The organism is Erwinia aphidicola, from assembly GCF_014773485.1.
Classification (GTDB): Bacteria; Pseudomonadota; Gammaproteobacteria; order Enterobacterales; family Enterobacteriaceae; genus Erwinia; species Erwinia aphidicola.
Window position 1 is genome coordinate 91,377 of sequence record NZ_JACXBP010000003.1, and the last position, 13,847, is coordinate 105,223.

Genomic DNA, 13,847 nt, shown 5'->3' on the forward strand with positions numbered 1-13,847 from the left:
GTATCTCTAATCTGTCATTCTGAGCAAATCTCAGAATTTAAATGGGTCAAATTGCCCGTAACGCTGCAAGCTCTTCGAGCATGCGTCGGACACCTGCCTGCCACTCTGGCAGATCAAGTGCAAAAGTTTGCTGAAACTTTGCGTTATCAAGGCGAGAATTCAAAGGTCGCTGAGCCGGAGTGGGATAGCTGCTGGTCGGCAGAGGTTTCGCCTCTGTGAGCGCCAGCGCAACACCCGCCTTTCTTGCCTGAGTAAACACCAGGCTGGCGTAGTCGAACCATGTGGTGGTTCCTGAAGCAACCAGATGATAAAGACCAGCAACCGAAGAGTCACGCTGGGCAGCAGTAATGGCATGAGCAGTACAATCAGCCAACAGATCTGCACCGGTTGGTGCTCCGTACTGATCGTTTATAATCCCCAGTTCAGCCCGCTCTTTCGCCAGTCGTAACATTGTCTTAGCGAAATTATTACCTTTAGTGGCGTAAACCCAGCTGGTGCGGAAAATAAGATGCTTGTGGCAGTGCTGCTTAATTGCCTGCTCACCTGCCAGCTTGCTTGCGCCATAAACATTGAGCGGCCCGGTGGCATCATCTTCTGCCCACGCCTGCTCTCCGTTACCGGGAAAAACGTAGTCAGTGGAGTAATGCACCAGCCATGCACCCAGCGCCTGAGCTTCTTTAGCGATGGCCTCGACGGTGACGGCATTAATTAAGCGTGCCTGTTCCGGCTCACTTTCCGCTTTATCAACGGCAGTGTAAGCGGCTGCATTTACGATGACGTCAGGTCGAAGGGCGCGGATGGTGGCAATGATGCCTGCAGTGTTAGTGAAGTCACCACAGTAGTCAGTAGAGGATGTTGCCAGCGCGGTGACGTTACCCAGCGGCGCCAGGGAACGTTGTAACTCCCAGCCCACCTGTCCATTTTTCCCGAACAGCAGAATATTCATGGCTGACGTTCACTATAGTTCTGCTCAATCCACGACTGGTAGGCCCCGCTCTTCACATTGCTAACCCACTCACTGTGAGTCAGATACCACCGCACCGTTTTGCGGATCCCGCTTTCAAAGGTTTCCTGCGGTTGCCAGTTAAGTTCTGCTGCAATCTTAGCGGCATCGATGGCGTAGCGGCGATCGTGGCCCGGACGGTCGGCAACATAGGTAATCTGCTGGCGGTAGCTGCACTCTTTAGGCACCAGTTCGTCCAGCAGGTCACAGATGGTTTCAACTACCTGCAGATTCTGCTTCTCATTGTGGCCGCCGATGTTATAGGTCTCACCTATCTGCCCTTGCGTCACCACGGTATAGAGCGCGCGCGCATGGTCTTCTACATACAGCCAGTCGCGGATTTGATCGCCTTTACCGTATACCGGCAGCGCTTTGCCATCCAGCGCGTTGAGGATCACCAGCGGGATCAGTTTTTCCGGGAAGTGGTATGGGCCATAATTATTGGAACAGTTGGTGACGATTGTCGGGAATCCGTAAGTACGCAGCCAGGCACGAACCAGATGGTCGCTGGATGCTTTTGACGCGGAGTAAGGGCTGCTGGGTGCATACGGCGTGGTTTCAGTGAACAATGGCAGCGCAGCACCCGCTGGCTCTTCATCAGGATGCGGCAGGTCACCATACACTTCATCCGTCGAGATATGGTGGAAGCGAAACGCCGCTTTACGGTCTGAATCTAACCCATTCCAGTAGCTACGCGCGGCTTCAAGCAGTACATAGGTACCGACAATATTGGTTTCAATAAATGCTGCCGGGCCGCTGATTGAGCGGTCGACATGGCTCTCCGCCGCCAGGTGCATTACCGCATCAGGCTGATGCTGGCTGAAAATGGCACTCATTGCCGCGCTGTCGCAGATATCTGCCTGCACAAAGGCATAACGTTCACTGCTGCTGACATCCGCCAGAGATTCCAGATTGCCGGCGTAGGTTAATTTATCGACATTGATGACGCTGTCAGAGGTGCTGTTAATAATATGGCGAACCACGGCCGAGCCGATAAATCCGGCTCCGCCCGTCACTAGAATTTTCACGCTTCTATTCTCTCTGTATTCAATTTTATTTCTGCATCAGATGAATTTCTATTTCACCGTCATAATAGTGTCAGAAGTTAGCTTTATTCTCGCCACCATGCGTACGCCATAAATAAACGCGATAAAACTCAGGCAGAAGATAGCAAACTGCCAGTTATCCGGCACGTGGCAACCTTCGAGGATAATACCGAGCATGCCGCTAAACAGCTGGCCTGACGTCATCATCGCCAGGGTCATACGCCCGCTGAATCCGGCGCGCATCAGAATGTGGTGCATGTGCTCGCGATCGGGGCGGAACGGGCTGCTGCCTCGGCGTACGCGGGAGATCATCACGCGGATCATATCCATCAACGGCAGAGCGATAATCCACAGTGCGGTCACCGGTGCCATCACCGCGTCTTCGCCCTGAGAGGCAAGGATAAGTAACCAGATTACGGTAAAGCCGATCAGCATGCTGCCGGCATCACCCATAAATATTTTGAATTTCCGCCCCCATGGCACCCCGAGGTTGAGCAGAATATACGGCATGCAGGCCACCACCAGCGCCAGACACCACATCCCCAGCTCCGTCTGTCCGCCGAAGAAGAACAGCATGCTCAGGGTGGCAAAGGCCACGCTGGCCAGGGCACCAAGTAAGCCGTCGATACCGTCAACCATATTAAAGGCATTGATCGAACCGATCACGGCAAATAGGGTTACCAGATATCCGAGCGCCCCCAACATCAGCGGGTAGCCAAACAGGAAGGTGCCCAGCGAGTCAATCGCCAGCCCCTGCCACATCATAATCCCCGCTACCCCGGCCTGTACCAGCATGCGCGGCATCACCGGCAGGTCAAAGCGGTCGTCAATCACGCCGACCAGTAGCAGCAGCGTGATGCACAGCATGTAGACTGGAAAACCCGGCAGCCAGCCAGGCTGCAGACTATACAGTAGCCATAACGAAAAATAGATAGAAACCCCACCCACCAGCGGGATGTGTCCGGAGTGATGCTTGCGCGCGTTCGGCTTGTCGACCAGGCCAACCCGACGGGCAATTTTTCGCGCGGCGAACAGCAGCGCCAGTGCGCCTACAAAGACAACAATGATATCTAGCATATGTTTACCCGTGCCCACAAAATTTAAGCATCCTGACTAAATTTGACCACGCTACCGCCCCTGGCTATAGCTACCAGTTGGCTGTCACTGATTCACCTACAAGCATAGCCAGTGAATTCCGGCCAGCTTTGTTTTTTTTTATTGGATTTATCCTGGAAACAAATCCACATGTCGCGTTACAAAATTGTGCGACAATTCTTATACTATTGGCGCGGTCACACAAGCTTAATCTACTGTCTTTTTTATGTAATTTACCATTCTCAACCACGTTGAACAATTAAGTATCACTGACCGGTTATTTTTTGACACGCCACTACCGTCATGACGCCAGCGCTTATCGGTTGCAGTCTCGTGCAAAATTTCGCTGCCCGCAGAAATGAAAAAACTCCCAAATCAGGGAGTTTTTTTAATCAATGCCAGTCATGTCTGAACTATCGGTAACCGTTAGGATTGTTCGACTGCCAGTTCCAGGTATCGCGCATCATCTCATCGATACCGCGAGAGACGCGCCAGTTCAGCTCTTTGTCCGCCAACGAGGCATCCGCCCAGAATGCCGGCAGGTCGCCAGCGCGGCGCGGTGAAATCTGATACGGCACCGGTTTACCCGCCGCTTTCTCAAAGGCTTTCACCATCTCCAGCACCGAGTAGCCAACGCCGGCACCGAGGTTATAGGCTTTATAGCCGTCAACCGCCGCGATATGGTCCAGCGCCTTCAGATGCCCTTCTGCCAGATCCATGACGTGGATATAGTCACGTTCACCCGTGCCGTCTTTTGTTGGGTAATCGCCACCAAAGATGCCGAGCTTTTCCAGGCGACCGATAGCGACCTGCGCAATGTATGGCAGCAGGTTGTTCGGGATACCGTTCGGATCTTCGCCAATCTGGCCAGACTCATGCGCGCCAACCGGGTTAAAGTAGCGCAGCGCGATGGTTTTGAACTCCGGGTTGGCTTTAGCGTAATCGCGCAGGATCAGCTCAACCATCAGCTTGGAGGTGCCGTAAGGGCTGGTGGTGCCGCCGATTGGCGTGGTTTCCACGTAGGGAACCGGGGCATCAGCGCCGTACACAGTGGCGGAGGAGCTGAAGATAAACTGGTTCACACCGGCACTGCGCATCTCTTCCAACAGCACCAGCGTACCGGTGACGTTGTTCTGGTAATACTCCAGCGGCATGCGGGTTGACTCCCCTACCGCCTTCAGGCCGGCAAAGTGGATCACCGCGCTGATGCTGTTACTGGCGAAGATATCACGCAGGCAGGCGCGATCGAGGATATCACCTTCGCAAAACACCGCTTTCCTGCCGGTCAGCTTCTCAACCCGGCTGATTGATTCACGTGATGCGTTGCTCAGGTTATCCAGTACTACAACGTCGTCGCCGCGCTCAAGCAGCGCCAGCACCGTGTGGGAACCGATGTAGCCAGCTCCGCCCGTTACTAAAATAGCCATGTTGACTCCTTGCAACCACGCCGGGCGTGGCCACGTTCGGGTTAAGGTTGTTTCGCTAAAATCTTCTGAATTTCTTCGCGGAAATCGCGGCCCTGGTCATGGTTACGCAGGCCCCAGGTCACGAAGGCTTTCATGTAACCCAGCTTACGACCACAGTCAAAGCTGTCGCCGCTCAGCAGGTGCGCGTCAACCGGCTGTTTTTTATTCAGGTTGGCAATGGCGTCGGTCAGCTGATAACGGCCCCAGGCACCCGGCTCAAGGTTTTCCAGCTCGGTCCAGATATCCGCAGACAGCACGTAGCGACCTACCGCAGCCAGATCGGAGTTCAGCGTCTGTGGGTTTTCAGGTTTCTCGACGAACTCAACAATAGAGGCCACTTTACCGGCAAAATCCAGCGGCTCGTCGGTGGTGATCACCGAGTATTCGGAGAGATCGGCTTCCGGCATGTGGTGTGCCAGTACCTGGCTGCGGCCGGTCTCTTCGAAACGTGCCACCATGGCAGCCAGGTTATAGCGCAGTGGGTCGGCGCTGGCGTTGTCCAGCAACACGTCCGGCAGTACCACAACAAACGCTTCGTCATGCAGCATCGGGCGCGCGCACAGCAGCGCATTCGCCAGGCCCAGCGGCTGAGGCTGGCGCACGTTCATAATGGTCACGCCCGGTGGGCAGATAGATTTCACTTCGCTCAGCAGGGAACGCTTAACGCGCGCTTCGAGCAGGGCTTCCAGTTCGTAGGAAGTATCAAAATGGTTTTCGACCGCATTCTTGGACGCGTGGGTGACCAGAACAATTTCCTTGATACCTGCTGCCACGCACTCGTCGATGATGTACTGAATCATCGGCTTATCGACTACCGGCAACATCTCTTTAGGAATGGCTTTTGTAGCAGGGAGCATATGCATACCGAGACCCGCAACCGGGATAACTGCTTTAAGCTTGGTCATATTTTTTCCATATAAATGAAGTAAAAAACGTTCACTCATTATGCATTAAAGGGATGATTCACAAGTATAATCTTAATCTGAAAAAATAGCGCCAGGGCCAGCTATAAAAAAGGCCACCGCCAGGGTGACCTTATATTTATTACCGGGTTACAGGATGCCGCTGAACCATTCGGGCATCACAAATAAATTATAATAACTGACCAGCGCCATGATCCCGACGAACACCACCGACACCGACACCCACTGGCGGGCGTACGGAATGAAGCGGATCCCAATCACTGGCTTAATAAAGAACGGATGCGCGAAGCCAGAAATCAGCACCTGTGAAATCGACAGCGTCAACGCCACGTAAGCGACATTTGGCCAGATCCAGGTTGTCGCCAGCACCGCAACCACGATTAGACTGGCAACAATATTCCAGTAGAACTCGACGTTGGTGCGGCCATTGGCCTGGGAGATCGCGCCGGTCAGCCCGCCCATCGGGCGCAGCATGCCGAACAGCAGCATCAGTGGGATCAGGTGCCCTACCGCCTCATGAGCCGTACCGTAAAGCACGCGAACAATCACCGGGGAGAGAATACCAATCGCCAGATACATCAGGCTGCTGAACAGCATAATCGCCAGCGTGCCCTTGAGGAACAGCTTCTGCAGCTGCGCAGGCTCATGCTGTTTTTCAGCAAAGCGTGGCAGTGCCAGGCGGTTAATGACCGGCGTCACCAGCTTCAGCGGTTGCAGCACCAGCTCTTTTGCCAGCGAGTAAACCCCGAGCATCTCGGCGCCCATCACCTTGCCGACAATCAGGGAGTCGGCCTGGGTGCGCAGCTGGTTAATGGTCTGCGAGCCGAGCTGATACACGCCGTACTTCATCGAACTGAAGAAGGTGCCTTTATCAAACTCAAAGGTTGGACGCCACGACTTCTCACCAAACCAGATCATGCAGAGAATACGCATGGCGGCATTGGCGAACAGGCCGAGGATCACCGCCGAAACGTTAAGCGGCGTGAGGTACAGCAGCGCGACCGTCAGAGCGAAAGCGAGGAACTTAGTCACCATCTCTATCTTCGCCAGCAGCACCATGCGCTTGGCTTTGATAAAGTGCGCCTGATACTGCGACAGCGAGCCGAGCACCAGGAAGTTCAGGCTGGTCAGCATAATCAACCCGGTGAGCTGCGGCAGATGATAAAAGTACGCAATCGGCCAGGCAATGGCGATCAGCAGCAGCCCGGTTAGCAGGCTGAGCAGCACGTTCACCCAATAGATGGTGCTCTGCTCTTTGCGGGTAATGTTCTGGCGATGCACGATATAGCTGCTCATCCCCATATCCTGCAACACCATGGCCACCGCGAGGATGGCATTGATAATTGCCAGAATACCCAGTTCATGCGCTTCCAGTTTGCGCGCCAGTACGCCCAGCTGAACAACTTGCAGTACCGCAGCAAAACAGGTACCACCAAACAGCCATACGGCCTGGTTTTTTAAACTACTCACGCTAATTGCTCCAGAATTTCGGCCAGCCTGCGGTAGGCAATATGCTGGTTAAACTCGGTTTCAACCTTAAGACGGGCTGCGGCCACCACCGGGGCTACATCGGCCTCGCCCTTCGACAATTTCAGCAGGATGTCGGCCAGCGCTTCGGCGTCGCCCTCTGGCGCCAGCCAGCCGGAGACTTTGTGCTCGATCAGCTCAGGAATACCGCTGTGCTCGCTCGACACCACCGGCAGCCCGACGGCCATCGCCTCCATCAGCGCGACAGGGATCCCTTCCATATCGCCATCGGCAGCGGTCAGCGACGGCAGCAGGAAGATATCGGCTTCATCCAGATAGCGTTTAATCTCCTCCTGCGGTTTGAAGCCAACCATCTTCACGCACTCTTCCAACTTGGCGTTGGTGATGGTGGCACGCAGCTCATCTTCAAGGTCGCCGTTACCGACGATGGTGTACTCGAAGTGACCGCCCTGCGCTTTCAGGATTTTGCAGGCATCAATCGCCACGCCCAGCCCTTTTTTCTCGGTCAGGCGAGCCACGGAGAGAATGCGCAGCGGCTGGTGAAGCGAATCACGGGCCTGCAGATTAAATTTCTCCGGCTCGATCCCCATGCGCGTCACATGGATCTTCTCCGGCGGGCAGCCCATCTCGATCAGCTTGCGCTCCCACAGATGACTGATCGGCAACAGCAGTTCGCTCTGGGTAAACAGGCGCGCGTAATCCTCTTTGTGCTCTTCAAGGATATGGCGGCGGGAGATATCCGCCCCGTGGAATACGGTGGCCTGCTTGCCCTGCAGTACGCCAAGCTCGCGCAGCTTGTTCGCCAGCGCCCCGGCGTAGCCGAAGTGCACCAGGAACACGTCCGCGACAAACGGCGTCTTGTTGGCGGCAACAATCGCCGGCAACAGCAGCTTGCTCGACTGCGCGCCGTAGCGCCCGATATTGAATGATTTCAGGGTGGCGGAGCTAAGAATTTTCGGCAACACGATCTGCAGACGCTGCTTCAGCTTGTCCGCATTGGTCACCTTCTCTTCCGGCAGCAGATAGTGGGTTTTTTCCGCCAGATTATAGCGGTCAAAGGCCCCGTGTCGGTTTACCAGATCGCCCGGGAACACCGAGATAACCTCAACGTCATAGCCGATATCAATAAAATGCGTCACCTGGTTCAGCACGAAAGTTTCAGAGCTGACCGGAAAACGCATCGTGAAAAATGTTAATTTCATTGATTCACCCTAAGAGTTTAACCACGTCGTCAGTGATCCGGTTACCCAGCATCCGTTCCTGTTCCACAGCGCTGTCTACCTGCTGTTTCACCGCATCGTAGTTATCCAGTACGGTATTCACTTTCGTGATAATGCTGCCGTCCATCAGGCTCTTCACATCGCTGGCCATCTCTGGCAGACCCAGCTGGTTCATCACCCCAAGGGATTTGTGCTCATAGTTAATCGCCACGGCTGGCGTACCAAAGTTCATTGAGATAATCGCCGAGTGCAGGCGTGTACCAATCGTCAGGTGGCACTGACCCAGCAGGATACCCAGCTCAAGGTCGTTAAACTCATCCATGATGACGTGGTACTTATCTTTCTGTTCGATATGGTCGCTCAGGGTCATCGCCACCATACGGTCATCTTTGTTGTAGCTGTCGATGCCGGTACAGGTCGAGAACGCCACCACCTGGTAGCCGCGGGCGATCATGGCGTTGATCACTTTGCCAAAGGCTTCTTCATACTGCTGCTGCGTAACGCCCAGTCGCTTGTCGAACGGGGCCAGTTCACGCACGGTGATGGCAATGGTCTTTTGCTGGCCGATAACCTGCTGCCAGTGCAGCAGGTTATGGCCCGGCTCCGCCACTTCACGTGCGCGCACCAGAAAGGCGGTATCAGCACCTTTTACCACTTTCCCGGTGGTGATACCGCCCTGCTTCATCATCTCCAGGCTGACGCTTTCACGCAGCACCAGGCTGTTTACGCGGTCAAAGACAAAATTGGCGATTTCATTAAAGCGCGGCTTCTGGAAAGGACCCACGCTGTGCCCAATCATATGAATCGGCTTGCCGGCCAGCAGCGCACACAGTGAGTGTTCAAACTGCAACGGGCCGTAAAGGTCAACGAAGAACGAGCCACCGACCTGAATAATCGCGTCATACTGCTTCAAGTTGTCGCTGAACTCCTGCAGATACTGCGGCACAGGAAACAGCTTAAACACGCCGCGTTTGGCGATATGCGCCATCATGATTTTCGGCATCAGACGGCGCTTAATTTTATCTACCAGCTTGTTTTTGCCCTTTTTAGTCTGCAAAAAGAGCGCATCTGGCAGAATATCTTGCTGGAGCAGGTAACCAGAACTGGTTGGATAACGGCTAATAACGTCAATATCGAGGTCGTTCCTTGCCAGGTTTAACGAATCAATAATCCCGCGTAAAATAGCGCCATCACCACGATTTCCACATGTATGATTGCCAACTAACAAAATCTTCATAACTACTCCAGAAAAAATTTTATAATTCTTACAGGCCTAAATGACCTTAAGTGGTTAATTAACAAGTCTTATTGTTTAAAAACTGCCAAACACCCATCAATACGTCTTAACCGCTTAAAACAGGCTGCCTTTCCAGGCATCAGAAAAACAGCCTGATAACTCTGAAAAACCGTGGTCTTAACGAAAAACTGACACTATTTCAATGCGAAATAGGGAATAGCTACCTGCTTGCCGTTAAGAACAATCGAGACAAACCCCTCGGGATGGTCGGTATTTACCTGATCGGCGCTCAGCGGGCGGGAAGCCATCAGCAAATCGCCATTTTCATTAGCGCCGATGCCCGCTTTACCGTTGTGCAGGCTGAAGCGCTGCACCGCACGGCTGGCGTCTTTGCCCGTTGGCGCCGCGCCAAATTTCATGCTGCTGTCGAAGCGCGCGCAGCGTCCGGTCTTGAAGCGGTCTTTAGCCGTGGTTTTGATCAGCACCCCGGCAGAAGCAACCCAGCCGTCAATTTTGACGAAGACCTGCACATCGGTGTCGTGCGGCGTCACGATCATCACGTCGAGCACCGGACTGGCACCTTCCGCATGCCATGAGGCTTCAAACTTGTGGGTTTTGCGCTGCAGGCTGACGATCGCCCGCCCGCCGGTAGTCTTATCGCCGACCACCTTATTAAGCGGCGCGCTGCTGCTGCCGTTACTGAATGAGGACTGGCCGAAGATTTCAATCTCCCACGCATCGCCGACATCCGGGGTATAGATGTTGCCCAGCTCAACCCATTTCTGCTGATTGCTGTTGTTTTCGATGCGGAAACGCGAAGTCAGGTAGTTGTACTTCATGCTGCCGTCGACCGCGATACCGTAGGATTCCACGCGGGTTGAACCGCGCTCCCAGGCGCCCAGCCACTCACCTTCCGCCAGCGAGTTATCGATCCAGCTGCCGGCCTGCAGATTCGTCTGGCGCGTATTCAGGCGCGAGTTATGGGCGATCAGCGGGTTCTTACAGGTTTCCAGGCTCAGGGCATCGATAATCCACTGGCCGTTGGAGATGTCGCCGGGGAATTCGGTATGCTCGATCCAGCCGTTGTGGATCAGCGACTGACCGCAGCGCTGCAGGTTAAGGACTTTCCCTTCGGTGCAGTACTGCGCGTTAAAGTTAGACAGCTCGATGGCGGTGCTGTGGTCCCACTTGCCCTGCGGCGCGTTCGACCAGACGGATTTGATTACGTCACCGCTGCAGCGCAGCGCATACCACTGGTCAATTTTACAGTCGAGGGTGTCCATCAGGCTGAGCGAGGTGCCGCCAACGCGCACGAAGCGCAGGCAGGCGCCGCGGAAATACTGGCCGCCGGCGCATTTATTGTCGAAGAAGCCCTGCCTGTTCGGGCGCTCGTCGGTACGGCCGTTGAACTGCAGGTTGCTGACTTCCACCCAGCGGGTATTCACCTTAAAGACAAAGTCTGAATCGCCGTCGGAAACAATGGTGGTGGCCGGGAAGTAGCCAAAGTTGACCATCGCACCAGAGATGCGGAAGAAGCGCGTTTGCTGTGCAGAGAAATCGCAGGCGCTGACGAAGAACGTCCCCGCAGGGAACTGCAGGCAGATTTGCTGATTGGCATCCTGCGCCCACTGGTACATGGCCTTGATTGCCGGTGCGCTGTCGGTTTTGCCATCGTCAATCGCCCCGAAGTCAAACAGGGTCAGGCGGTTGAAGTCCTCAACCACGCGGCGCCAGTGGAAGTCGCCGTTGCCTGCGATAATCACCCCGCCATCATCTTTGGCGGCGCTGAGGTTACCGACAAACTCGCCGCCGCCGACCTCCAGCCCTTCATGCCAGCTCTTCAGCTTGATCTTGGCACCGCTGAACAGCGGGCGGGTTTTACGCAAGTCATCCACCGAGGCAATTTCACCGATCAGCTGGTAACCGGCGGGCTGAGCCAGGCGCTGGCTGAAGTTGTTACTGCCGCGCGTCACGTCAGGGATGTTAAACAGCGTTTGTCCGCCGTCATCCACCACCGCCATCGAGTGCGACGGGTCAGCAATCAGCGCGGCATTATCGGCAATAAACTGTTCGAAGCTGCCTTTATTCAGCGCCACCGGCTGCTGCACTTCAGACACGTTGCCTTTGGCATCGCGCAGGTAGAGGCTAATCAGATTGCCCGCTTGGGTCGGGTCGCTGCCGGCTTTACCGATATAGAGTTTGCCGCTGAAATTTTTCCAGAACTGATCCGGCATGGTAAAGACATTTTCCGGCGTCAGAATAGGCACATCACCCTTCGGCAGATCGCCAGGATTGACACTTTTCAGGGCCAGTGTGGGGTTACTTTTGGCCGCATTAGCGGTGAATGAGCTTACAGTGAACCCTGCAAGAATCGATGAGAACGCAGTGAGTAATTCTCTTCTTTTCATGATGTTGTCCCGTGGTCAATTTTTGGTCCTGCAGCACAGCAGGTATGAAACAGACTTCCAGAGGTCAGGCGCGAGCCCGTGCCGTCATTAAATCAGCGACAGCCAGGCTTCTTTGATGACCTTGCCGTCAAACTTGAGGGCGGTCGTTTGGGTACTGGCGCTCATGGCGTAAAACAGCTCATCGTCATGGGCAAGCTGATTCATGCTTTCGATAAAGCGCGCTTTATCGTTCATCGCCACCAGGAATCCATCCTGCTGATGATTAACGATCTCCTGCGGCCCGGTCGGGCAGTCATACGCCACCACCGGCAGGGACCAGGATTTCGCTTCCAGCAGCACCAGCGGCAAGCCTTCATAGCGCGAGGTCATCAGCGCCATATCGCTGTCGCGATAGTAGTCGTTGATATTGCTGACGCGGCCGACAAAATTGACGCTGTTGCTGATATTCAGACGCGCCGCCTGGGCTATCAGCTGCTCTTTCAACTCACCGTCACCGGCAATCACCAGCTTCCAGTCAGGATTGGTCGCCACAAAGCCCTGCCAGACATCCAGCAGCAGATCGAAACCTTTCTGATGATCCAGACGGCCGACGGCCAGCGCCTGGTAGTGGCGCTGAGTGCGGTGATGATTTTTGTACACCACAGGATTGGGGATGGTTTTGCTGGCGATATTCCAGCCGTTGAACACCTGATGGTCTTTATCCGTCAGCACAATTACGCGGTCGTAATAGCGCAGCATCAGGTACTTGAGGAGTTTGATCGGTTTACTGAAGGAGTTAATCGCCACGTGCTCGCAGGCGTACACTTTGGCCGTTTTCTTTTTCAGCGTCATCATGCTGTACAGGGCAAACATCACGCTGAGGCGCCCCATGCTGATCAGAAACACTGCGTCAAACTGCTCCTGATGAATGCGTTTCACCACGCTTTTCAGCGGCTGCTTTTCACCGGCAAAACTGACAATTTGCTGCACATGCTCAAAGGGATAGAACGGCTGCCCCGAGCCTTCCAGCGAATAGACGGTAACCTCATGCTGCGGGCCTAAACACTCCGACATAAAGTTACAGATGTTCTCCGTTCCGGCATAGGAATAGGCATCTTTGATAACCAGCACGATTTTTTTCATGATTAAAACCACCTCAAGAACTGCCAAATTTATCTGTGTTTCAAAGTGAACAACACGCCATTAACCATGTACCAGACATAGTAGTAATAGACTTTCAGCGGGTTATTTTTAAAAATGAACTTCAACAGGTCGAGATGCCATTTGGCCGCTTTATTTTTATTGCGCGACAGCGAGTCACCCATCTCGTAATAGGTCACCAGATTTTTATCGATCACCCGCGCCTGCTTATATTGTTCAAACAGCTCGTACAGGAACAGGAAGTCTTCGTGGCCCTTTTTCTTAAACAGCACCGTTTTCGCCGGGCGGCGATAGCAGACGGAAGAGAAGCAGATACGGAACTGCTTTTTCACGAAGCTATCCTGCATCAGATAGGGTTTGCCGTAGCGCACGTCATAGGATTTGGTGCGCGAACGGTAGCTGTAATCGCTGATCACCAGATCGTCGCCGGAGGCCAGCGCCCGCGTTTGCAGCATCAGCTTGTCACTGAACCACTCATCATCACTGTCGAGGAAAGCAATAAACGGTTCGCGCGCCGCTTTCAGGCCGACATTGCGGGTTTCCGCCGCGCCGAGGTTGACCTCATTGCTGAGGATCGTGATGCGCTCGTCGGTGCAGTGCTGGCGCACGAACTCCAGTGAATCATCGGTAGATTTATCGTTAATCAGGTAGATCCGCCAGTCAGTATAGGTCTGATCAATCACCGACTGCACCGCCCGCAAAATGGTCGCGCGCGCGTTGTACATGGGGATAATAATCCCGACCGTGCCGATTTGATTATTCATCTGATACCCTGAATCTGAGGTTTATAAATTATTAAATTTTCAGGGCCGGGTATGCCC

Annotated in this window: 11 protein-coding genes; all 11 read right to left on the reverse strand. The window is 54.2% G+C overall.

The window, feature by feature from the left end; all coding sequences use genetic code 11:
* Nucleotides 1-46: 46 nt before the first annotated feature.
* The 11 genes from rfbD to ID864_RS07880 all read right to left on the reverse strand — a co-directional run bounded on the left by rfbD (nucleotide 47) and on the right by ID864_RS07880 (nucleotide 13,790).
* Nucleotides 47-946, reverse strand: coding sequence for a dTDP-4-dehydrorhamnose reductase (rfbD, locus tag ID864_RS07830; protein ID WP_191149684.1), 900 nt, complete (start codon nucleotides 944-946; stop codon nucleotides 47-49).
* Nucleotides 943-2,031, reverse strand: a complete 1,089-nt coding sequence (gene rfbB / locus ID864_RS07835; protein WP_191149685.1) for a dTDP-glucose 4,6-dehydratase — start codon at nucleotides 2,029-2,031, stop codon at nucleotides 943-945. The genes rfbD and rfbB overlap by 4 nt, the downstream gene beginning before the upstream one ends.
* A 48-nt stretch (nucleotides 2,032-2,079) precedes the next feature.
* The gene (gene wecA, locus ID864_RS07840; protein WP_191149686.1) at nucleotides 2,080-3,126 is read right to left on the reverse strand and encodes a UDP-N-acetylglucosamine--undecaprenyl-phosphate N-acetylglucosaminephosphotransferase; all 1,047 of its coding nucleotides are present in this window, start codon (nucleotides 3,124-3,126) and stop codon (nucleotides 2,080-2,082) included.
* Between the two features lie 431 nt (nucleotides 3,127-3,557).
* A complete protein-coding gene (gene galE, locus ID864_RS07845; RefSeq protein ID WP_187496836.1) occupies nucleotides 3,558-4,571 on the reverse strand; it encodes a UDP-glucose 4-epimerase GalE in 1,014 nt (337 codons plus the stop codon).
* Nucleotides 4,572-4,612: 41 nt separating this feature from the next.
* On the reverse strand, nucleotides 4,613-5,515 hold the full coding sequence (gene galF, locus ID864_RS07850; protein WP_048915584.1) for a UTP--glucose-1-phosphate uridylyltransferase GalF: 903 nt from the start codon (nucleotides 5,513-5,515) through the stop codon (nucleotides 4,613-4,615).
* Nucleotides 5,516-5,662: 147 nt separating this feature from the next.
* Entirely contained in the window at nucleotides 5,663-7,003 is a 1,341-nt protein-coding gene (locus ID864_RS07855) for a lipopolysaccharide biosynthesis protein (protein ID WP_048915583.1), read from the reverse strand.
* Nucleotides 7,000-8,223 (reverse strand): glycosyltransferase, encoded by a 1,224-nt coding sequence (locus tag ID864_RS07860; RefSeq protein WP_191149687.1) that lies wholly within the window; start codon nucleotides 8,221-8,223, stop codon nucleotides 7,000-7,002. The genes ID864_RS07855 and ID864_RS07860 overlap by 4 nt, the downstream gene beginning before the upstream one ends.
* Before the next feature lie 4 nt (nucleotides 8,224-8,227).
* A complete protein-coding gene (gene wcaK, locus ID864_RS07865; RefSeq protein ID WP_048915581.1) occupies nucleotides 8,228-9,478 on the reverse strand; it encodes a colanic acid biosynthesis pyruvyl transferase WcaK in 1,251 nt (416 codons plus the stop codon).
* Between the two features lie 194 nt (nucleotides 9,479-9,672).
* Nucleotides 9,673-11,886, reverse strand: a complete 2,214-nt coding sequence (locus tag ID864_RS07870; RefSeq protein ID WP_099754594.1) for a phage tailspike protein — start codon at nucleotides 11,884-11,886, stop codon at nucleotides 9,673-9,675.
* A gap of 87 nt (nucleotides 11,887-11,973) precedes the next feature.
* On the reverse strand, nucleotides 11,974-13,008 hold the full coding sequence (locus tag ID864_RS07875; protein WP_048915579.1) for a glycosyltransferase: 1,035 nt from the start codon (nucleotides 13,006-13,008) through the stop codon (nucleotides 11,974-11,976).
* Nucleotides 13,009-13,037: 29 nt separating this feature from the next.
* Nucleotides 13,038-13,790: a glycosyltransferase family 2 protein gene (locus ID864_RS07880; RefSeq protein WP_048915578.1), complete on the reverse strand. Its 753-nt coding sequence runs from the start codon at nucleotides 13,788-13,790 to the stop codon at nucleotides 13,038-13,040.
* Nucleotides 13,791-13,847 lie beyond the last annotated feature (57 nt).

Excerpts from the sequence above, each read along its gene's own strand:
- rfbD (WP_191149684.1), bottom strand. The coding sequence starts at position 946 with ATGAATATTCTGCTGTTCGGGAAAAATGGACAGGTGGGCTGGGAGTTA.
- wecA (WP_191149686.1), bottom strand. The coding sequence starts at position 3,126 with ATGCTAGATATCATTGTTGTCTTTGTAGGCGCACTGGCGCTGCTGTTC.
- galE (WP_187496836.1), bottom strand. The coding sequence starts at position 4,571 with ATGGCTATTTTAGTAACGGGCGGAGCTGGCTACATCGGTTCCCACACG.
- galF (WP_048915584.1), bottom strand. The coding sequence starts at position 5,515 with ATGACCAAGCTTAAAGCAGTTATCCCGGTTGCGGGTCTCGGTATGCAT.
- ID864_RS07860 (WP_191149687.1), bottom strand. The coding sequence starts at position 8,223 with ATGAAATTAACATTTTTCACGATGCGTTTTCCGGTCAGCTCTGAAACT.
- wcaK (WP_048915581.1), bottom strand. The coding sequence starts at position 9,478 with ATGAAGATTTTGTTAGTTGGCAATCATACATGTGGAAATCGTGGTGAT.
- ID864_RS07870 (WP_099754594.1), bottom strand. The coding sequence starts at position 11,886 with ATGAAAAGAAGAGAATTACTCACTGCGTTCTCATCGATTCTTGCAGGG.
- ID864_RS07875 (WP_048915579.1), bottom strand. The coding sequence starts at position 13,008 with ATGAAAAAAATCGTGCTGGTTATCAAAGATGCCTATTCCTATGCCGGA.
- ID864_RS07880 (WP_048915578.1), bottom strand. The coding sequence starts at position 13,790 with ATGAATAATCAAATCGGCACGGTCGGGATTATTATCCCCATGTACAAC.